General features: G+C 63.8%; 19 protein-coding genes and 1 tRNA gene. 10 read left to right on the forward strand and 10 right to left on the reverse strand.

Annotated elements, in window-relative coordinates; genetic code table 11:
• Positions 1–227: 227 nt before the first annotated feature.
• The 4 genes from tuf to ACY9XZ_RS07700 all read left to right on the forward strand — a co-directional run bounded on the left by tuf (position 228) and on the right by ACY9XZ_RS07700 (position 2,806).
• The gene (tuf, locus tag ACY9XZ_RS07685; protein WP_312616528.1) at positions 228–1,493 is read left to right on the forward strand and encodes a translation elongation factor EF-1 subunit alpha; all 1,266 of its coding nucleotides are present in this window, start codon (positions 228–230) and stop codon (positions 1,491–1,493) included.
• Between the two features lie 3 nt (positions 1,494–1,496).
• The gene (rpsJ, locus tag ACY9XZ_RS07690; RefSeq protein ID WP_004515425.1) at positions 1,497–1,808 is read left to right on the forward strand and encodes a 30S ribosomal protein S10; all 312 of its coding nucleotides are present in this window, start codon (positions 1,497–1,499) and stop codon (positions 1,806–1,808) included.
• Positions 1,809–1,945: 137 nt separating this feature from the next.
• Positions 1,946–2,017, forward strand: a tRNA-Ala gene (locus tag ACY9XZ_RS07695).
• A gap of 339 nt (positions 2,018–2,356) precedes the next feature.
• Positions 2,357–2,806: a hypothetical protein gene (locus ACY9XZ_RS07700; RefSeq protein WP_463456454.1), complete on the forward strand. Its 450-nt coding sequence runs from the start codon at positions 2,357–2,359 to the stop codon at positions 2,804–2,806.
• Between the two features lie 127 nt (positions 2,807–2,933).
• On the opposite strand, the gene ACY9XZ_RS07705 is transcribed toward ACY9XZ_RS07700, so the two are convergent.
• From ACY9XZ_RS07705 to engB, 4 genes are all read right to left on the reverse strand, one after another.
• Positions 2,934–4,355, reverse strand: coding sequence for a cohesin domain-containing protein (locus ACY9XZ_RS07705; protein ID WP_463456455.1), 1,422 nt, complete (start codon positions 4,353–4,355; stop codon positions 2,934–2,936).
• On the reverse strand, positions 4,352–6,196 hold the full coding sequence (locus ACY9XZ_RS07710; RefSeq protein ID WP_463456456.1) for a DNRLRE domain-containing protein: 1,845 nt from the start codon (positions 6,194–6,196) through the stop codon (positions 4,352–4,354). The genes ACY9XZ_RS07705 and ACY9XZ_RS07710 overlap by 4 nt, the downstream gene beginning before the upstream one ends.
• Positions 6,197–6,541: 345 nt before the next feature.
• Positions 6,542–7,678 carry a hypothetical protein gene (locus tag ACY9XZ_RS07715; RefSeq protein WP_463456457.1) on the reverse strand — a complete coding sequence of 379 codons (1,137 nt, stop codon included), beginning with the start codon at positions 7,676–7,678 and terminating at the stop codon, positions 6,542–6,544.
• A 249-nt stretch (positions 7,679–7,927) separates the two neighbouring features.
• Positions 7,928–8,545 carry a GTP-binding protein EngB gene (gene engB, locus ACY9XZ_RS07720; RefSeq protein WP_463456458.1) on the reverse strand — a complete coding sequence of 206 codons (618 nt, stop codon included), beginning with the start codon at positions 8,543–8,545 and terminating at the stop codon, positions 7,928–7,930.
• A gap of 146 nt (positions 8,546–8,691) precedes the next feature.
• On the opposite strand from engB, the gene ACY9XZ_RS07725 reads away from it, so the two are divergent.
• Positions 8,692–9,972, forward strand: coding sequence for a TIGR00341 family protein (locus ACY9XZ_RS07725; RefSeq protein WP_463456459.1), 1,281 nt, complete (start codon positions 8,692–8,694; stop codon positions 9,970–9,972).
• A gap of 61 nt (positions 9,973–10,033) precedes the next feature.
• Positions 10,034–10,747: an SIMPL domain-containing protein gene (locus ACY9XZ_RS07730; RefSeq protein WP_463456460.1), complete on the forward strand. Its 714-nt coding sequence runs from the start codon at positions 10,034–10,036 to the stop codon at positions 10,745–10,747.
• A 212-nt stretch (positions 10,748–10,959) separates the two neighbouring features.
• Here the strand turns inward: ACY9XZ_RS07730 and ACY9XZ_RS07735 are convergent, their stop codons facing one another.
• Positions 10,960–11,955 (reverse strand): NOG1 family protein, encoded by a 996-nt coding sequence (locus tag ACY9XZ_RS07735; protein WP_463456461.1) that lies wholly within the window; start codon positions 11,953–11,955, stop codon positions 10,960–10,962.
• A gap of 96 nt (positions 11,956–12,051) precedes the next feature.
• Here ACY9XZ_RS07735 and ACY9XZ_RS07740 point away from each other — a divergent pair, with 96 nt between their 5' ends.
• Positions 12,052–12,369, forward strand: coding sequence for an ASCH domain-containing protein (locus tag ACY9XZ_RS07740; RefSeq protein ID WP_463456462.1), 318 nt, complete (start codon positions 12,052–12,054; stop codon positions 12,367–12,369).
• A 14-nt stretch (positions 12,370–12,383) separates the two neighbouring features.
• On the opposite strand, the gene ACY9XZ_RS07745 is transcribed toward ACY9XZ_RS07740, so the two are convergent.
• Complete coding sequence (locus ACY9XZ_RS07745; protein ID WP_463456463.1) at positions 12,384–13,571, reverse strand: ATP-binding protein; 1,188 nt, start codon at positions 13,569–13,571, stop codon at positions 12,384–12,386.
• A 133-nt stretch (positions 13,572–13,704) separates the two neighbouring features.
• Between ACY9XZ_RS07745 and ACY9XZ_RS07750 the strand changes: the two genes are divergently transcribed.
• Positions 13,705–13,851: a hypothetical protein gene (locus ACY9XZ_RS07750; protein WP_463456464.1), complete on the forward strand. Its 147-nt coding sequence runs from the start codon at positions 13,705–13,707 to the stop codon at positions 13,849–13,851.
• A gap of 118 nt (positions 13,852–13,969) precedes the next feature.
• Here the strand turns inward: ACY9XZ_RS07750 and hisE are convergent, their stop codons facing one another.
• Together hisE and pdxT are read right to left on the reverse strand one after the other, a co-directional pair.
• Positions 13,970–14,266 (reverse strand): phosphoribosyl-ATP diphosphatase, encoded by a 297-nt coding sequence (hisE, locus tag ACY9XZ_RS07755; RefSeq protein WP_127014065.1) that lies wholly within the window; start codon positions 14,264–14,266, stop codon positions 13,970–13,972.
• Positions 14,267–14,302: 36 nt separating this feature from the next.
• The gene (gene pdxT / locus ACY9XZ_RS07760; RefSeq protein WP_463456465.1) at positions 14,303–14,896 is read right to left on the reverse strand and encodes a pyridoxal 5'-phosphate synthase glutaminase subunit PdxT; all 594 of its coding nucleotides are present in this window, start codon (positions 14,894–14,896) and stop codon (positions 14,303–14,305) included.
• Between the two features lie 161 nt (positions 14,897–15,057).
• Between pdxT and ACY9XZ_RS07765 the strand changes: the two genes are divergently transcribed.
• On the forward strand, positions 15,058–16,092 hold the full coding sequence (locus tag ACY9XZ_RS07765) for a PrsW family intramembrane metalloprotease (RefSeq protein WP_463456466.1): 1,035 nt from the start codon (positions 15,058–15,060) through the stop codon (positions 16,090–16,092).
• Here ACY9XZ_RS07765 and ACY9XZ_RS07770 read toward each other — a convergent pair.
• On the reverse strand, positions 16,089–16,667 hold the full coding sequence (locus ACY9XZ_RS07770) for a riboflavin synthase (RefSeq protein ID WP_463456467.1): 579 nt from the start codon (positions 16,665–16,667) through the stop codon (positions 16,089–16,091). The genes ACY9XZ_RS07765 and ACY9XZ_RS07770 overlap by 4 nt on opposite strands.
• A gap of 128 nt (positions 16,668–16,795) precedes the next feature.
• On the opposite strand from ACY9XZ_RS07770, the gene ACY9XZ_RS07775 reads away from it, so the two are divergent.
• Complete coding sequence (locus ACY9XZ_RS07775; RefSeq protein ID WP_463456468.1) at positions 16,796–16,939, forward strand: hypothetical protein; 144 nt, start codon at positions 16,796–16,798, stop codon at positions 16,937–16,939.
• On the opposite strand, the gene ACY9XZ_RS07780 is transcribed toward ACY9XZ_RS07775, so the two are convergent.
• Positions 16,936–18,141, reverse strand: a complete 1,206-nt coding sequence (locus ACY9XZ_RS07780; RefSeq protein ID WP_463456469.1) for a phosphoglycerate kinase — start codon at positions 18,139–18,141, stop codon at positions 16,936–16,938. The genes ACY9XZ_RS07775 and ACY9XZ_RS07780 overlap by 4 nt on opposite strands.
• Between the last annotated feature and the right edge of the window lie 120 nt (positions 18,142–18,261).

The raw sequence follows: 18,261 nt of genomic DNA on the forward strand, positions 1-18,261 counted from the left end.
ACGGTTCCCAGCCACCAGTCCCGTTTCTCACTCCGAAGGACACAAACCCGGCTGTGACTGTCGGTACCGGCCGCTCCGGCGGTCGAGCTATCGGGTGCCACACTACCATGCCATGGCGTGCCGAATCGCAAGAAAGCGACGGCCTGACGCTTACACGCTTTCGAAATCGTTTTATGAACCACCAGCTAATAAACCCGATACAGCGCCTCTGCGCGTGAGAGATAACAATGAGCGACGAACAACACCAGAACCTGGCCATTATCGGCCACGTCGACCACGGGAAGAGCACGCTCGTCGGCCGACTCCTGTACGAGACAGGATCGGTACCGGAGCACGTCATCGAACAGCACAAAGAAGAAGCCGAGGAGAAGGGCAAGGGCGGCTTCGAGTTCGCCTACGTCATGGACAACCTCGCCGAAGAGCGTGAGCGCGGTGTCACCATCGACATCGCCCACCAGGAGTTCAGCACCGACGCCTACGATTTCACCATCGTGGACTGTCCTGGTCACCGCGACTTCGTGAAGAACATGATTACCGGCGCGTCCCAGGCCGACAACGCCGTCCTGGTCGTCGCCGCCGACGACGGCGTCCAGCCGCAGACCCAGGAGCACGTGTTCCTGGCCCGCACCCTGGGCATCGGTGAACTCATCGTCGCCGTCAACAAGATGGACCTCGTCGACTACGGCGAGTCCGAGTACAAGCAGGTCGTCGAAGAGGTCAAGGACCTCCTCACCCAGGTCCGCTTCGACTCCGAGAACGCCAAGTTCATCCCGGTCTCGGCTTTCGAGGGCGACAACATCGCCAGCGAGTCCGAGCACACGGGCTGGTACGACGGCGAAATCCTGCTCGAAGCACTCAACGAACTGCCGGCTCCGGAGCCGCCGACGGACGCGCCGCTCCGACTGCCGATCCAGGACGTCTACACCATCTCCGGCATCGGTACGGTCCCGGTTGGCCGTGTCGAGACGGGTATCCTGAACACGGGCGACAACGTCAGCTTCCAGCCGTCTGACGTCTCCGGTGAAGTGAAGACCGTCGAGATGCACCACGAGGAAGTCCCGAAGGCCGAGCCCGGTGACAACGTCGGGTTCAACGTCCGCGGCGTCGGCAAGGACGACATCCGACGCGGTGACGTCTGTGGTCCGGCCGACGACCCGCCGTCGGTCGCTGAGACCTTCCAGGCCCAGATCGTCGTGATGCAGCACCCGTCCGTCATCACGGAAGGGTACACGCCGGTCTTCCACGCCCACACGGCACAGGTCGCCTGTACTGTCGAGTCCATCGACAAGAAGATCGACCCGTCCTCCGGCGAGGTCGCCGAGGAGAACCCCGACTTCATCCAGAACGGGGACGCTGCCGTCGTGACGGTCCGCCCACAGAAGCCGCTCAGCATCGAGCCGTCCTCTGAGATTCCGGAACTGGGCTCCTTCGCCATCCGCGACATGGGTCAGACCATCGCCGCCGGCAAAGTCCTCAGCGTCAACGAGCGATAACGTATGTCCCAGCAGGCACGCGTTCGGCTCGCGGGCACAAGCCCCGAGGACCTCGACGACATCTGCGCCGACGTGCGGGAGATCGCGAACAAGACCGGCGTCGAACTCTCCGGTCCGGTTCCGCTCCCCACCAAGACGCTTGAGGTTCCCACCCGCAAGTCCCCCGACGGTGAGGGGACCGCGACGTGGGAACACTGGGAGATGCGCGTCCACAAGCGGCTCATCGATATCGACGCCGACGAACGGGCACTGCGCCAGCTGATGCGCATCCAGGTTCCCAACGACGTCTCCATCGAGATCGTCCTCGAGGACTAAGCCTCGGGGCTGTCGCTTCGCGACAGCGTCGGTGTGCCACCCGTCCGAACCGCTGGCCGGGACAGTGTGAATCGCTATCGAAGGCCGCTCTCACGCGCAGGGTTTTTACAACTCCGCGTTCGAGTGGCAGACCACGCGGGCTCGTAGATCAGTGGCAGATCGCTTCCTTCGCAAGGAAGAGGCCCCGGGTTCAAATCCCGGCGAGTCCATTCGTTTCCTGCCGTCGTTTCGCTCCGTTAGTCATTCTTCGACCTTCGCAAAACCGTTTGTGTCTGCTTCGTCCGGGTAGAAGTCAGTACGAACTGAAATCCCACAGTCCGCGTGGCAATTCACAAAAACCGGTTGGAGCTGTTGATGACTTTCTGGCAGCCGTGACCAACGTCGCAGGTACGCCGTCCTGTTGTGCTGGCCCCGGGAGGGTATCTATAGCTATCGGAGCGGCTGGAATACCGGTCCAGACGGAGGGGATGGCCGCGACGGCATCGCGTAATCGAACGTGATAATCGGACGAGAACGTAGATATGTGGCTGTGTCCCTTAGATGGGTATATGGAGATCGTGGTGTTGGCCGGGGCCGGAATGGTACTTCTCTTGACGATCAGTGTGGGCATCGTAGTGCACGAACTCTCACACGCGGCAGTCCTGTCTCTCCTCGGGATTCAGTGTGACATCGCCATCGGACCGGAGCGGGACGGAGCGAGCCAGTTTGGTGCGAACATCCCCGGGACGTGGGCGTCGGTCACCCCTCGCGAGATACCCCCGGAAACGTCTCCGTGGGCACTGCGCCTGTCCGCCGTTGCGCCTCTGGTTCTTGTCGTTCCGTTTGTGACGGTTGTTCTTGGCGTTGTGCCGGACCCCCTGCAGGCAGGTGATCCGCGTCTCAGCGCCTGGACTATCGGGTGGCTGGCCTGTGCGATCCCGAGTCCACAGGACTTCTCGGTGTTTTGGTACGCCGAACAGGCAGTCGCTGAACACACCGTTGAGTCTTCTGAGAAGTAAACGGGCACACGCAGCTGACCTTCGCAGTTTCACGTCGTTCGTGAACTACTCTCGCCGAGATGTCTCTCAGTTCCCCACTGTCGGGAGTGAGTACTTGACGCACTGCCCTCTGGTCGGTGCTCCCCAGCTACGAGTCTCCCTCTCGTCGATACCCGAGCCAGGTTAACAGCAGCGACAGCGAAACGACGACTGCAGCGGTTCCGAAGCCGGGGCCGGACCCGTCCGTCGTTGTTGTCTGGATACCGGACTTTGGTGTCGTCTCGGCGTCTGTAGCAGTCGCTGGCGTCGTCGATGCGTCAGTCTGTACTTCGGTTACCGTCTGCGTCTCGGTCGCGGTTCCCGTCGCTGTCGCCGTCGGCTCTGGGGTCGCCATCGCGGTGGCGTCTGTCGTCTCGTTGGCGGTGCTGTTAGCCGTCCCGTTTCCGGTCGTGTTCGTCGTCCCGTTCGTTGTGCCGTTGGCCGCTCGAACGGTCACGTTCCCGACGGCCGTCGAGTTGAGTCCCACGGCGTGGACGCCGGACGAATTGAATCGGACGGTGAGGTTCACCTGCCGCCGCTCTCCGTCGGGAATTTCCACAGTCATGTTCGAGCCCATCGCCGTTCCGTTGTTGTAGACGCGCGCTTCGAACGTCCCGTCATCGTCACCGTGGTTCTCGATGGTCCCGGACACCATCACCGGCTGTCCGGGCGCGACTGCCGTTCTGTTAAGCGACGTGTTTATGATCGCAAACGACGGTTCGGGCGGGGAGATCGCACCGCCACCGCCACCGCCACCACCGCCGCCTCCGCCACCGCTGTTGTCGTTGTCGTCGTTGTCGTCGTTCTCGTTGCCGTCGTTGTCGTCGTTCTCGTTGCTATCGTCGTTGCTGTCGTTATCGCTACCGTCGTTGTCGTCGCTGCCGCTGCTATCTCCGTCGTCGCTATCGTTGGATCCGTCGCTCTCATCGCCGTCGCCGCCACCATCATCGGTCGACGTGTCCGTCGGTGTGGTGGTGTCAGTGTCCGTCGGAGTCGCCGTGTCCGTCGTGGTTGCCGAACCAGTGTCGACGCGCAACTCGACGCTGTTGAACGCTTCGGGTGCGACGGTCTCACCGTCGCCGTCCGACAGTTTGGTGTCCGCTTCGACGAAGGTGAGCTGTGTGGACCCAGCCGCATCATCCGGGACTGTCAGCGTGATTTCGGCGAGAAGGGGATCGTCCGTCTCCCCGGACCGAAGCTGATTGAACGCGACCCAGCCGGCGTCGTTGTTCACGTTCGCGACCGGGTCGTCAAAGTCGTCGCTGCCGGTAACGCTGTCGACTTCCGCGATGGTGGGGTCGAACGTGACGTTGGTCTGGTAGCCACGCACCGCCGTTGCGTTGGCCCAGACCTGCACGGTGACTGTCTCACCGGAGGCAACAGCGACGGGGTCGCCAGACTCTCCCGAGACAGTGTCACCGAGCGAAATCGCGCTCGCCGACCCTGGGGCCAGCGCGGCGACCGCCATCGGGAACGTCCCGACCACGACCGCGAGGGCAACGGCGACGACGATTGCTCGACTGTTTCTCATTGACTGTCCTCCGCCAGATTCCGGGCAGAAACGGCATCGCCGATGTCGACATCACCGTCGCCGTCGACGTCCGCTGCGTCCCGGTTGATGCCGATGTCCTCGCCGGTGACCGACCGCTGGATCGCCTCCACGTCGTCGCTATCGACGTCACCGTCGCTGTCGGCGTCGCCGGCCAGGGTCTCGCCGGGGGTGTAACTGACGGTCAGCGTCGGCGGTGTGGCGCTGTCAGCGCTCTGGATGACCCAGCCGTCGGTCCCGAGCGGGCGCAACACCCACCCGCTGTTCTGTGCGCCGGTGACCCACGCCTGCACGCTCGCCGTCACATCAATCATTGTCTCGCCCGTCCCGACTGGCTCGGTCCGTGCGACTGCATCCGATACGGCCTCGGAGCCGTCCGTCTGGATGCCGCCGTCCAGCGACGCCCACGTCGAGTCGGCGCTCCAGCCCGTGCGCAGTCGGTGAAGCGCCGCGCCGTCACCCTCGTCCGCTGTTTCAAGCACTATCGTGGCCTGTTCCACGTCCGAACCGGGCGGTATCTGCCTGGCGTCAGTGCCGATGATGCCGTCGAATCGAAGGAGGACTTGCGAGCTACTGCCCGACCCTTCCGAATCGTTCGGATCGATAGACAGTCTCTCGGCGGAACCGAAGCTCGTCTCCGGATCGGCGGCGCGTATCATCGTGTCAACCGTCCCGCTGTAGTCGTCCGACCCCTGCTGGAACGTTGCCGTCGGTCCGTCCGGTGTCGCCGTCGGTTCCGGCGTCCCGGCCGCTGCCGATCCGAACCGGTCGTCGAAGTCGAGGTCGAACCCGAACTGTGAGTCGTCGTCGGTCTTCTCTTCCGCTGTACTCGGCGAGTACGTCCGTACCTGAAGCCGGTCCGGCGCGTCCGACCCGTCCCCGGGACGGAACTCGATGCGTCGCAGCAGCCCGTGCCCGCCGTTGGGCCGGAACTGGTAGTTCGCGAGCAGCTCGTACACCGACGACCCGCTTTCGTTCGTCGACACCTGATGGGCCTCTCCGCCACTCTCTCCCGTCCCCTCGTGCCAGTGGCCACAGAGGATCATGAATATCTGGTCGTTCGGCGAGACGAGTTCTTCCCAGACGGTCTGGCCCGTGTTCCCGATGCCGTTCGCTTCCTGCAACTCCTGTGTCCGTCGCTGTGGCTCGTCGCGGAGATACGAGTGTGTCGTGAGCATCGTTGCTCGGTCGGGATACTGATCGAGGACGCTCTGGGCCCATCCCAGTGCCGTCGACGGATCGTCCACCGTTCCCGGCGGTTCCCACTCCAAGGCGAGGTGGAGGAAGTCGTAGCCGCCGGCCGAAAACAGCTGGTAGGTGCTGAGAGTATCTCGATCCTCGTCACCGTTGGTCGGGCCTGCCCCGCCGAACCACTCCCGCCCGTCGTAGCGCGAGGGGCCGAAGTACTCCGTGTACTTGGCCACCGATGACTGGCGGTCCCACAGGGTCGCGTAGTCGTGATTGCCCGTCACGGTGGCGTAGGGGACCACCCCGTCGAGCGTGGACATGGCCTCGTCCATGTACCGCCACTCCGCGTCGTCGTCGCCGTGGTCGACCACGTCGCCCTCGTGGCTGACGAACGCGATGTTCTCCGCGTCGGCGTTGTCGGCGATCCACTGCGTCTGGTCCGTGGCGTAGGGCGTCTGCTCGTCCGCGTACACCTGCGTATCCGGCAGTGCGACGACCGTCCAGTAGTCCGGCTGCTGGCCGGTACTGGCGGTTGTTCCCAACGCTGTGACGCTAACGCCAGCGCCGATGGCCGTGAGCAGCCCCCGTCTGGTCGTGGTGGCCGGGCACCTGGAGCTGTCGCTCCTACTGTCCATACTCACACCTGGGAGGCGTCCGGCGGTGAGCCAGGTCATGCCTCGGTCGTCTCCCTGTGAGACACTCGTCGCCCCGGCCGCCAAGATAACAACCCCACGTCCGTAATCGACTGGTCGTCTCGGCAGATGTTAGATACATTGCTGGGCTCTCAAACACGAACCCGTTCGCCGGATGGCGATTAGTTATAGCTCCGTTACCGCGAGTATGCCGTGATTTTCCCCCAGTATCGCGATAGGAACCGCTTACAACAACCGCTCTTCGACACGTATTCAGTGGTTTCAGCGACACGCGCCGTTTATATAGTAGCTTAACGCAGTCTGCCCGAGGGAAGTTCGGTAACCGGCTCAGTCCATCGCCTGTATCACACGCGGTGAGTCGAGCGATTCGACGGCCTCGACGATGGCTGTGTCGAGGTTGTGTTCGCCCCAGTCCCGCTTTCTGGGGATGTGCGCGCGGTAGATCGCTACGTCGTCGAACAGGTCCCGGAACGTCGCCCGCTCCTGTTCGACGACCGCATCGAGGGCGGCGACCATCGAGCCACCGTCGACGAGGGAATCGTAGGCGTGGAAGTACTCCCTGAGCCGCCCGTCCCACTCGAAGTTACAGATCGACGATGTGGCCGCCATCGCGGTTTCAGTCGAGATACCTTCCACGGAAACCGTGTCGGCGTCCGGTGCGGCCTGGAGGAATACCACGTTGTCGACGGTCGACTGTTCGATGTACTCCGCACGCGGATACAGGTCCGAGATGTCCGTGAAATCCCGGCTGTCGTCGCCGAGAAACCTGTCGTTCACGAAGCTGAGCGCCGCTTCCGGGAACGACTGGGAGCGGTCGACTCGCCTGTCGATGAATTCGTGGAGCTCGCTACGCAGGCGGTCCCGTTCTGTGTCGTACTGTCGTCGTATTTCCGGGAACGACTCGATATTGAACGGCTGGAGGTTCACACCGAGCGGGTAGCCGACGGCTGTGCCGTCCGCACCGACCCAGAGCCGGTCGTCGGCAAGGAAGTCAGCGCCCTCGCGCAACAGTGACAGCAAGGTGTTCGTCTTCCCGGCTCCGCGCCAGGCCGGGAACAGCGTCGTCTGGCCGTCGAGCCGCACGCCCGAGGCGTGTATCAGTGCCTGCTGTCGCGCGGCCCGCTGTTGTCGGATGCGGAATTCGACCGGATAGATGGAGTAAAACGGTTCGAAGCCGCGTGTCACCCGAACGTGCTGCCAGCCCGGCGTGACCGCCATGAAGTCCCGCCCGTTTCGGACGACGAACTCGTCGCCGGTCCAGGCGTAGTGGTCGTCGGGATCGCCGAGAACGACCGCTGGCTGGACCGATTCGGTCGTCTCCTCGATGACGATATCGGGATCGCCCGCGGGCGTGTCGGTTTCGAACTGATCGTACATCCTGCGGTACTGCCGGCTTGTTCGCCCGCCGTTCCCGAGAACCGTCACGACGAGGTCGCCGAAGAAGCTGTATGAACGTTGATTCATCGTCATCTCGACAGATATCGGTCCAGCGCCGGACCGAGAGATACAGTTATCTGACTCATCGTTTTTATGCGTACGCGAATACTGCATATTGTTATATATGCGACAATATATCACTCTTCACTCTCAATGTATAACTAGTGATGGATCGGGGCACATCCATCCCGGGATGTTGCATGATGCGAAACGCTAGTGTCCTGCCGTTACGCGGACGATTTCCGGGTAAGGCGGGCTTATGAACGGTTTAGCTCCCTAGAAAAACTGGAACAGGTCGTCCCGCTGGGCCTCGTGGAGGTGGTGCCGGACGGCCTCGTTCAGCGGCTCGATGGCACCGCGCTTTGCACTGATCGGTGCGATAGTCTCCTGCCACTGCTGCCACGGCGGGTGCAGTCCGAGTCGGTCACAGAGTTCGTTCAGCCGTTCGTCCTTGTCGTCGACCTTGTCCATCTTGTTGACAGCGACGACCGGTTCGACGCCGACCTCCCGGAGGAAGTGAAACATCTCCACGTCGTGGGGTATCTCGTCGGGACCGGAGTGGCGGTCGATGATGTCGATGACCGACTTGCCGTCCACGACGAGAATGCCGACGAGGATGTGCTCGGCGTTTCGCTCGACGTATTGGACGACGTCAGTTTTGATCTCTTCCCGGACCTCCTCGGGCACACCCTTCATGAACCCGAAGCCGGGGAGGTCACTGATAACGAAGTCGGCGCTGGCCCAGTCGAAGTGGTTGGGCGAACGTGTGACGCCGGGTCGCTGGCCCGTGTCGAACGTATGACCCGTTATTTCGCGCATCAACGTCGATTTCCCGACGTTTGACCGGCCGACGAGCACCACCTCGGCGTCCCGGTCCGGTCGTGATTCGAACATACCCCGTATACTCCGCCGGCGGGGAAAAGCGCGTCCGTTTCGCGGGGACCGACCGTTTCGGATACACGGTCACACTTCGACCTCCCCCTGGGCCTGGGACCCACTGACTAGCCGCCTTTTTATTGTCGGGGGTCCCACCCGGAGCCGTGCGGCTGGTACAAGTACTGATTCCGACTGGGAAGCGCGACGCCGTCCTGGGCGTGTTGGCCGACGAGGGCATCGACTACGTGCTTACTGACGAGACGAGCGGGCGGGAGTTCACCGCTGTGGTCACCTTTCCGGTCCCGACCAACGCGCTCGAACCAGTCCTCGAAGCGCTGCGTGATGTCGGTATCAACGACGACGGCTACACGGTCGTCGTGGACGCGAACACCGTCATCTCCAGCCAGTTCGACGAGCTAGAGGAGAAGTACGCCGAGGAGGAAGACGAGGACCGCATCGCGCGCGAGGAGCTCACCTCGAAAGCAAACGACCTCGCGCCCTCGCTGTCGAACTACTCGCTGATGACCGTCATCAGTGCGATTATCGCGACTGCGGGGCTCCTGCTCGACTCCCCGGCTGTCGTCGTCGGCTCGATGGTCATCGCGCCGCTTATCGGGCCGGCGATGACTGCCAACGTCGGGACCGTCGTCGACGACCACGAGATGTTCGTCCGCGGCGTCAAACTCCAGGCTATCGGGCTCGGACTCGCTGTGGCAAGCGCGACGGTATTTGCCCTGCTCGTCCGGTACGCCAACGTCATCCCACCGCTTGCTGACGTGACCTTGGTCGGTCAGATCCGCGAGCGGGTCGCCCCCGACTTCCTCTCGCTGATCGTCGCACTCGGGGCCGGCGCGGCCGGCGTCGTTAGCCTCACCAGCGGCGTCTCGACGGCGCTGGTCGGCGTCATGATCGCCGTCGCACTCATTCCACCGGCAGCCACGGTCGGTATCGGCATCGCCTGGGGCCAACCGCTCGTCAGCCTCGGGTCCACCGTGCTCCTGCTTGTTAACGTCCTCTCGATCAACCTCGCAGTGCTCGCCGGCCTCTGGTATCAGGGCTACCGCCCGGAACACTGGTTCAAGGAGGACGATGCACGGTCAGCAACTGTCACACGAGTCGGCGTCCTCGTCCTGTCGATACTCATCCTTTCGGCGTTCCTGGGCGGCGTCACCATCGACTCCTACCAGCGGGCGACGACGGAATCGGACATCCGCGAGGACATCAAAGGGAGCGTCGGTCCGCCGGCCCGCGTGCTGTCGGTCGAAGTCGAGTCCACCAACACTGCGATCTTCCAACGGCCGCGCCGCGTCATCGTCACCGTCGGCCTGCCGCCGGACGCGGAGCAGCCACTGCTTGCCGAACAACTCGATGCCGTGGCCGACGACGCGGCCGGCCGAGACGTCGCGACGGAGGTTCACTACGTCACTGTCGAACGGGAAGACTGACGCTCAAAGCCGACTTTGACCGTTCGATGACATAAATACCGTCGGGCGTGTTGGGGACGATATGGTTTCACGACCACTCGCAATCGCTGGCGTACTGGCACTGCTCGTCGCCGGCGGCGTCGGGTTCGCACTCGCGGACACCGGCGCCGTCGCGCCGTCGACGAATTCGACCGTGAGCGTCAACGCCGACGCGACCGTCGAACGCGCACCCGACCGTGCAACCGTCACCGTGGCCGCGGTCGGCCGCGGTGAGACGGCCGAAGCGGCACGCAACAACCTCACCGGCGACGCCGACGCCATCACCTCGGCGCTGGAAGACGAGGGCGCGAACGTCACCTCCTCGCGGTTCCAGATCCGACCCGAGTACGAAGAGAGTAGGGAAGGCCGCGAGCAGGTCGGCTACGTGGCGATCCACACCGTCGAAGCCGAAACGAGCGACGTTCAAGCCGCCGGGACGCTCATCGACGCCGCGGTCGATGCCGGCGCGGACCGCGTCGAGGGTGTGCGCTACTCACTGAGCGAGGAGACCCGACAGGATGCCCGAGAGGAGGCCCTGACGACCGCGATGGACAACGCCCGGACGGACGCTGCAGTCGTCGCGGCCGCGGAGGATCGGTCCGTCGGTGACGCCGTCACGGTCCAGACCAGCGACCACGGCCGGCCCGTCGTGTACGAGACGGCCGCCTACGCCGGCGATGCCGGCGGGCGGACGAACATCGAACCCGGCGATGTCACTGTCGACGCCTCCGTGAGCGTCACCTACGAGTTAGAATAAGTCGGCCTTACTCACCCTCAATCGGGCGTTTTCAAAACGTTGCGTGCTATGACCGCTATCCGCAGCTAGTCCTGTCAGTGACCGCGTTCCTCGCGGGTCGCTACGCTCCCCGCTCGGCGTAAGCGAGACGCCTCCCGATGACCGCGTTCCTCGCGGGTCGCTGCGCTCCCCGCTCGGAGTAATCGAGACGCCTCCCGGTGGTCGGCGTCTCGCTACTCGTCAAACGGCAGTTCGATCTCGTACCCCACCGCGTCGATAGCGGCCTGCAGGACGCCATCGACGTTGTCGTCTTCGGTGACGCTCATGTAGTGGTCGGCCTCGACGTCCGTCGAGAGGTCGCTCTTGTTCGCGATGGTCAACACCGGCACGTCGAAGCGGGCCTCGATGTCGTTTCGCAGTTCAAGCTGGTCGGCCAGCGGGTAGCCACACTCGCCGGAGGGGTCCACGAACACGAGGACGGCGTCGGCGAGGTGTTCGAGCGCGCTCACGGCCTGTGACTCGATCTCATTGCGGTCCTCCGGCGGCCGGTCGAGCAGGCCGGGCGTGTCGACGAGCTGGTAGCGGATGCGCTGGTCCTCGAAGTGCCCGACGCGGATCTGCGTCGTCGTGAACGGGTACGAGGCGATCTCGTTGTCGGCGCGGGTGACGCGGTTGACGAAGGACGACTTGCCGACGTTGGGGTAGCCGGCGACGACGATGGCCGGCTCGTCCGGCCGGATATCGGGGATGTCTTTGAGGGCGTTGTGCGCCGTCGAGATGGCGGCGAGGTTGTCTTCGACCTCCTCGACAACGTCGGCGATACGGGCAAAGGCCTGCTTGCGGAGCTTCCGGGCGGTGTCGATGTCGCCGCGGGCGACGCGGCTCTCGTACTCCTGGCGGATCTCGACGACCTTGTCCGCGGCCCACGAAACCTCTGCGAGGTGCTGTTTCAGCGCGTCGATACCGGGGTCGTCGTCAGCGGGATAGGCTTCGCCGATGACCGCGTCGGCGAGTTCGATGTAGAAGGGGTCCAGATCGTCGATCGTCGGCCACGCCGTCACCACGTTCTCCATGTTGTCGGAGGCGATGTTTGACGCCGTCATCAGCATCGACTGCTGGGCTTCGTTCCCGTCCTTGGCCCCGCCGGCGCGCGACGCCCGCGAGAAGGCTTTGTCCACGAGCTCCTCGGCGGTGGGCGTCGTCGGCAGACCCTCGAAGGGATGACTCATTACCCCACTGTAGACGGCCGGAGCGTAAAAGCGCGTTCAATCGCTCCCCAAACTGTTGCGAGACACGTTTTTGAGCGTCCCGGTCCCAGTAGCGGTATGGCACACATCGACGCCGGCGAGATTCTGCCCAACGACCACGTCCAGCAGATGGCCGCCGACGGACGGGTCACCCAGATGCACCGCGGCCACCAGTACGCCGACGAGGGCGACACGTTCGAGATCGACGGCACCGAGTTCGAGGTGACGGACGTCACCCACCGGACGCTTGGCGATATGACCGACGAGGACGCACAGCGAGAGGGGTCGGCGGACCTCGACGCCTACAAGGAGCGGATGAAGAAAGTCCACGGCAGCTTCGAGTGGGACGACGACAGCGAGGTCGTTCGCCACCGGTTCGAGCCGGTCGAAGAGTAACCGCGGCCAGCCCGTCAGGGAGCGAACTCGACGGCAGTTATTTCGAACCGCGCGCCGCCGTCCGAACCGTTTGTCGCATGAATCGTCCAGCCGTGCGCTCCGGCAATTTCTTGGACTATCGCGAGTCCGAAGCCCGTCCCGCCCTCGCCCGTCGAGTAGCCGCTCTCGAACACCGTTTCGCGGTCGCCCTCGGGAATCCCGGGGCCGTCGTCTGCGACGTAAAAGCCGGTGCCGTCGTCGAGTTCGCCGACCGTAATCGTCACCTCAACGTCGCGGTCTGTGCCGTCGTCGGCCTCCGGCCGACTGCTTGTGGAACCATGTTCCACACTGTTCCGAAACAGGTTTTCGAGGAGCTGTCGCAGCCGGTCCCGGTCGGCCACAATCGGCCGCATCGCACCGGTCTCCAGCGCCGCGTTCGCCGTTCCGACAGTCGACCAGCAGTCCGTGCTCAGCGGCCCGATGTCGACCAGTTCGATGTCACTGATCTGCTCGCCCTGCTGGGCAAGCGTCAGCAGGTCCTCGATGAGCGTGTCGATCCGCTCGTGGGCCGTCTCAATCGCGTCGAGGTGCTCGCTGTCGTACTCGCCCTGTACCAGCGTGAGACGGCCGCGAGCGACGCCGAGCGGGTTCCGGAGGTCGTGCGAGAGAACGCCGGCGAACCGCTCCAACTGTCCGTTCTGTCGCTTGAGTTCCCGCTCCTGTGTTTCGAGTCGCTGCGTGTACGCTTCGAGTTGGGTCGTCCGTATCGTCGCCCTCGTCTCTTCGAGGCCGATCAACAGCCCACCGATTGAGCCGATCATCAGCGCGATGGCCTGGGTCCCGATCGTCCACTCGACGGTGACGCCGGGGTGGATGTCTCGCAGGACGATAAACCCGAACATCACGGTGATACCGCCGAGCATCCACGCGATAATCCGCGGATAATAGTGCTTGGTGATTTCGGACTGTGGCAACCAGTAGCCTGTGTACATGAGCGTGACGCCGGGCCCGCCGATGAACACCAGGTCGAGCACCACAAGCAGTATCGACCCGCCGGATCGAAGCGCCAGTGCCGCCTGCACGACCGCGATTAGGAGCAATAGCCCACCCGCGACGAATACGACGAACGGCAAAGCAGCGAGGTCTGTGACCGATTCCGCTCGCCGCCGTAGAGCGGGGGAATCCGCACTCTCTGTGTTCTGCTCCACAGTGAGACTAATCATCAGTCACATATAGTGTCAGTTGTTTTCACGGAGTTATACTATTCACGTGACGACAACGGCCACCCACCAGCCGAGTCGACTGCCACCGCGTCGCAGACAACCCTTATGAACTTCGGTAACCATCAGTAACTACATGACAGAGACGGTATCGAAGTCGAAGGCGGACGACCCGGAGCGGGCGCATCTCGCGGACGTCGAGGACGGCTGTGGCTGCACCGAGATCTGGGAGCACATGAGCGAGAACCGCGACGCGGCCGACAGCGAGGAGCCCGCTGCGTAGTTCGGCGTGTCGCCGCCAGTGAGTATACGGCGGAACGTCGCTCGATGAAACGGAACAAACGCGTCGATGAACTGCTCGCTTTCCGGTTATAAGCGCGTTCCCCTGGTTTCTCAGTGAATCACCGCCGCTTGGCCAGTTCCGCCCGTAGATCGTCCACGTCCATCTCCTTCATCGACAGCAGGACGAGCAGGTGATAGACGATGTCGGCTGACTCGTGGGCGAGTTCCTCGGTGTCGTCGTCTTTGGCCGCCAGAATCAGTTCCGTTGTCTCCTCGCCGAGCTTCTCCAGGACGGCGTTTTCGCCCTTCTCGTGGGTAAACAGCGACGCCGTGTAGGAGTCCTCGGGGAGGTTCGCCTTGCGGTCCTCGATGACAGCGAACAGTTCGTCGATGACGTCGCCGGTGTCGTCGCTCATAGCCGCCGTTCGGTCAGCGGGGCCTTCAGGCCGTCGCTACGACTCCACCGAGTCGAAGAAAGCCAGGTCGTGGATTCGCGGGTCCTCGGTCAGTTCGGGGTGGAAGGAGGTGCCGACGACCGGGCCGTCGCGGACCGCGACCGGGCGGTCGTCCCACGTCGCCAGCACTTCGACGTCCCTGCCGACGTAGTCGATGACCGGCGCGCGGATGAACACCGCCGGGAACGGTTCATCGAGACCGTCCACGTCGAGCGGGGCCTCGAAACTGTCCTTCTGTCGCCCGAAGGCGTTGCGCTCGACGGAGACGTCGATGACGTTCAGCGTGTCGACGCGGTCGTCCTGTGCGTCGCTCGCACTGACGATGAGGCCGGCACACGTCGCCAACACCGGCTTGCCGGCCTCGACGTGGGCCTGGATTTCGTCGGCGATCCTCTCTCGGTGGATGAGCCGGGAAATCGTGGTGGACTCCCCGCCCGGTAACAACAGCACGTCACAGTCGGGGACCAGTCCTGATTCGCGTATCTCGACGACCTCTGCGGTCTGATCGTGGGCCGCTGCCGCCCGCCTGATTGCGTCCCCGTGTTCAGAGACGTCGCCCTGAACCGCGAGTACACCCGCGCGTAGCGTCATACGCTACCGTTGGTGTGCCCGTGCGAAAAGCCTCTCGTCTCCTGCAAGTGTCCGGTTCCGTCAGGGCTGTCCTGACGTGTCCGGTATTTCCACTCTGTCCAGTGCTCGCTCCGGTGCAACCGAACCAAACGGTTAGGTGAGACGGACTGTAGACGTGGGACATGGGAAAGCGACGGCGGGACCCGGTCGAACTGAACGCGGACGGGTCGGAGGACCTCTACGAGATATCGAGCTGGGAACCCCGGTCTGTCCTCGATCGGTTCGCCCACTGGCTCTACCACATTGGGATACGTACGCTGCGGTATCTGGTCGTTCTCGCAGCGATTGCGATTCTCCTCCTACAGGTGGCGTTCGGGAGCCTCGGTGCGCTCGGGGACCAGCCGCTGTTTGCCGGGATGGCCATTCTCTCCGCCGTGCCGGCGCTCGGCCTTGCGGCCTACATTTACTACGCCGACGTGACCACGCAGGAGCCGCTGACGCTGCTCGTCGGCACCTTTCTCCTGGGCGTGCTGTTCGCAGGCTTCGCAGGCGTGCTCAACGACGTCTTCGGCGCACCGATCCAGGCTATCGGATCCGGGTTCGGCCTGGTGCCGTTTCTCGGCCAGGTGTTCTTTTTCTTCCTCATCGTCGGCCCCGTCGAGGAGACCGTGAAGCTGCTTGCGGTGCGCCTGTACGCCTTCCGCGACAACCGCTTCGACGCCGTCGTGGACGGCGCGGTGTACGGGGCCGTTGCCGGCCTGGGCTTTGCGACAATCGAGAACGCGCTGTACATCACCCAGAACACCGAGATGGTCGGCGGAACGGTCGAGTTACTCGCCGCGAGCAGCGACATCACCGCGGTCAGAGCGCTCGCGGGGCCGGGCCACGTGATCTACTCGGCGTTCGCCGGCTACTACCTCGGGCTGGCCAAGTTCAACCCCGATGACGCCGGCCCGATCGTCCTGAAGGGACTGATCATTGCTTCGCTCATCCACGCCGTCTACAACACGCTGGCCGGCCCGGTCACAGCCGTCGCGGCCACGATATACAACGTCGACTTCCTCGTCGCGTTCTTCGGGTTCGTTATCGTGTACGACTCGATCTTCGGCCTGCTGTTGCTCAAGAAGGTTCACGCCTACCGGCAGGCGTACAACCGCGCGCACGCCGACCCGGACGAGACCGAGCTTCGCCCGGAACAGACCGAGTTCGACCCCTAAACCAACTGCTCGACGTATTTCGCGACCACGTCGACCTCCAGATGCACCGGATCGCCGACCGACTTCTCCGACAGTGTCGTCTCGGCGTAGGTCGTCGGGATGATCGCAACGTCGAACTCGTCGGGACGACGGTCGGCGACGGTCAGACTGATCCCGTCGACCGTTATCGACCCCTTCCCGACAAGGTAGTCCCGGTGGGCCTCGGGCAGGGAGAACGTGAACGTCCAGTCCTCCCCCTCCTGTTCGATACCGACGATCTCGGCCGTCGTATCGACGTGGCCCTGCACGATGTGGCCGTCGAACCGGCCGTCGGCGGGCATCGCCCGTTCGAGGTTCACCCGGTCTCCGCCGTCGAGGTCGTCGAAGAACGTCCGGGCGAGGGTCTCCTGCGCGAGAAACACCTCGAACCACTCGCCGTCGGCCGCCTTCTCGACGGTGAGACAGACGCCGCTGACGCTGATCGACTGGCCCTGGTCGAGCCCCTCGAACGGCGCGCCGATCCGCATCCGTCGCCCGCCCTCGTCATCGATGACTGCCTGCACCTCGCCGGTCGCCTCGACGATTCCGGTGAACATACCCCAGATACGGCGCGGCCCGCGGAAAGCACTTCGCTTCCCGACGGCGTAATATAGACTCGAAACCGAGTAATTATTTCCAAACAGTATGCACAAGGAATTTACCCTCACCGCTGGTACCGCGGTGTATGGCAGCCACGACCGACGCTGATCACGACTGGACCGCCCGGCACGCACGGACGGCCCCGACCGAGACGCGGCGGATCGTCGACGTTCCCGACGAACGCAACGACTGGGACCTGCGACACGCGGAGACGAAAGGCCGCAGTTAGCGCTGGAGGGCTTCGACGCCGACCAGTTGTGCGCCGGTCAACGCCCGGATGTAGGCCCCACCAGCGATGGAGACGTGGCCGAACTCGTTTTCTTCCATCCCGTACATCTCGATAGCGCGTGAGGTGTCGCCGCCGCCGACGACTGAGAAGCAGTCGGTGTCGGCGATGGCTTCGAGCACGCCAGCAGTCCCGACCGAGAAGCGCTCGTCTTCGAACATCCCCAGTGCGCCCTTCACGAAGACGGCCTCTGAGTCACGGATGATCGGTGAGTACTCCATGACGGTCTCGCTGCCGACGTCGAGGTAGGAAACGGACTTCTCTTCGATGTCGTCGACAGCCTGCTCGGCGCGGTCGCCGTTCTCGTCCTCGTAGGCCAGGTCGACCGCGAGCGTGATCTGGTCGCGGTGGTCTTCGAGCATGGTCTCGATCTTCTCGCTGTTTTGCTCCCACTGCTCGTCGTAGAGGTTCGCGTCGTCGATGTCGTAGCCGACCGGGTAGCCCGCGGCCCGCAGGAACAGTTCCCCGGCGATACCGCCGAGCAGGAAGTCGTCGACCTTCTCGTCGAGGTGGGTCATCACGTCGATGACGTCGGTGGCCTTCGTCCCGCCGACGACCATCGTCACTTGCCCGTCGAACTCCTTCTCGGCGATGGCGGTGTTGGCCTCGTACTCGGTCTCCATCACGCGGCCGGCGTAGGCGTCCATCACGAGCGGGAAGCCCACCAGCGAGGCGTGCGAGCGGTGGGCCGCCGAGTAGGCGTCGTTGATATAGGCGTCGAACTCGTCTTTGAGCGTCTGGACGAACTCCGTCTGTGACTTGATCTCCGGATCCTCCTCGGGCAGTTCGTCGTCACACATCCGGGTGTTTTCCAGGACGAGCACGTCGCCGCCGTCGAGGTCGGCGATGTCGTGAATCGCCTGTGGGCCGTATGTCTCGCCGACGAAGTCCACGTCGTGATCGATGTGCTCCGCGAGGATGTCCGCGTGCTGGTCGAGCGAGACGAAATCGTCGCGGCCGGGACGGCCCTGGTGGGCCAGCACCGCGATCTCGAACCCGCGGTCGACGAGTTCGCTGATCGTCTCCGCGTGGCGGTCGAACCGCCGGTTGTCCTGTACCTCGCCGTCCTCGACCGGTGAGTTGAGATCGAGTCGGACGAGAACGCGCTGTCCGTCGTCGAGGTCATCGAGCGTCTGGAAAGTCATCACTCGAGAGGTTACCTGCCGGCCGCTTAACGGTTTCCGAGTCCGAACAGCGGACGGTCGCCCGGCCGAGCCATACCGCCACTACACCGTCTGTCTCGGCTGCTGACTCGGAGAGGGAGA

The sequence above is a fragment of the Haloarcula sp. HT12 genome, from assembly GCF_055271655.1.

Excerpts from the sequence above, each read along its gene's own strand:
- pdxT (WP_463456465.1), bottom strand. The coding sequence starts at position 14,896 with ATGACGCTACGCGCGGGTGTACTCGCGGTTCAGGGCGACGTCTCTGAA.
- ACY9XZ_RS07780 (WP_463456469.1), bottom strand. The coding sequence starts at position 18,141 with ATGACTTTCCAGACGCTCGATGACCTCGACGACGGACAGCGCGTTCTC.
- ACY9XZ_RS07740 (WP_463456462.1), top strand. The coding sequence starts at position 12,052 with ATGGCACACATCGACGCCGGCGAGATTCTGCCCAACGACCACGTCCAG.
- ACY9XZ_RS07745 (WP_463456463.1), bottom strand. The coding sequence starts at position 13,571 with ATGATTAGTCTCACTGTGGAGCAGAACACAGAGAGTGCGGATTCCCCC.
- ACY9XZ_RS07705 (WP_463456455.1), bottom strand. The coding sequence starts at position 4,355 with ATGAGAAACAGTCGAGCAATCGTCGTCGCCGTTGCCCTCGCGGTCGTG.
- ACY9XZ_RS07715 (WP_463456457.1), bottom strand. The coding sequence starts at position 7,678 with ATGAATCAACGTTCATACAGCTTCTTCGGCGACCTCGTCGTGACGGTT.
- engB (WP_463456458.1), bottom strand. The coding sequence starts at position 8,545 with ATGTTCGAATCACGACCGGACCGGGACGCCGAGGTGGTGCTCGTCGGC.
- ACY9XZ_RS07700 (WP_463456454.1), top strand. The coding sequence starts at position 2,357 with ATGGAGATCGTGGTGTTGGCCGGGGCCGGAATGGTACTTCTCTTGACG.
- ACY9XZ_RS07750 (WP_463456464.1), top strand. The coding sequence starts at position 13,705 with ATGACAGAGACGGTATCGAAGTCGAAGGCGGACGACCCGGAGCGGGCG.
- ACY9XZ_RS07775 (WP_463456468.1), top strand. The coding sequence starts at position 16,796 with ATGGCAGCCACGACCGACGCTGATCACGACTGGACCGCCCGGCACGCA.
- ACY9XZ_RS07710 (WP_463456456.1), bottom strand. The coding sequence starts at position 6,196 with ATGGACAGTAGGAGCGACAGCTCCAGGTGCCCGGCCACCACGACCAGA.
- ACY9XZ_RS07770 (WP_463456467.1), bottom strand. The coding sequence starts at position 16,667 with ATGTTCACCGGAATCGTCGAGGCGACCGGCGAGGTGCAGGCAGTCATC.
- rpsJ (WP_004515425.1), top strand. The coding sequence starts at position 1,497 with ATGTCCCAGCAGGCACGCGTTCGGCTCGCGGGCACAAGCCCCGAGGAC.
- ACY9XZ_RS07765 (WP_463456466.1), top strand. The coding sequence starts at position 15,058 with ATGGGAAAGCGACGGCGGGACCCGGTCGAACTGAACGCGGACGGGTCG.
- ACY9XZ_RS07730 (WP_463456460.1), top strand. The coding sequence starts at position 10,034 with ATGGTTTCACGACCACTCGCAATCGCTGGCGTACTGGCACTGCTCGTC.
- tuf (WP_312616528.1), top strand. The coding sequence starts at position 228 with ATGAGCGACGAACAACACCAGAACCTGGCCATTATCGGCCACGTCGAC.
- ACY9XZ_RS07735 (WP_463456461.1), bottom strand. The coding sequence starts at position 11,955 with ATGAGTCATCCCTTCGAGGGTCTGCCGACGACGCCCACCGCCGAGGAG.
- hisE (WP_127014065.1), bottom strand. The coding sequence starts at position 14,266 with ATGAGCGACGACACCGGCGACGTCATCGACGAACTGTTCGCTGTCATC.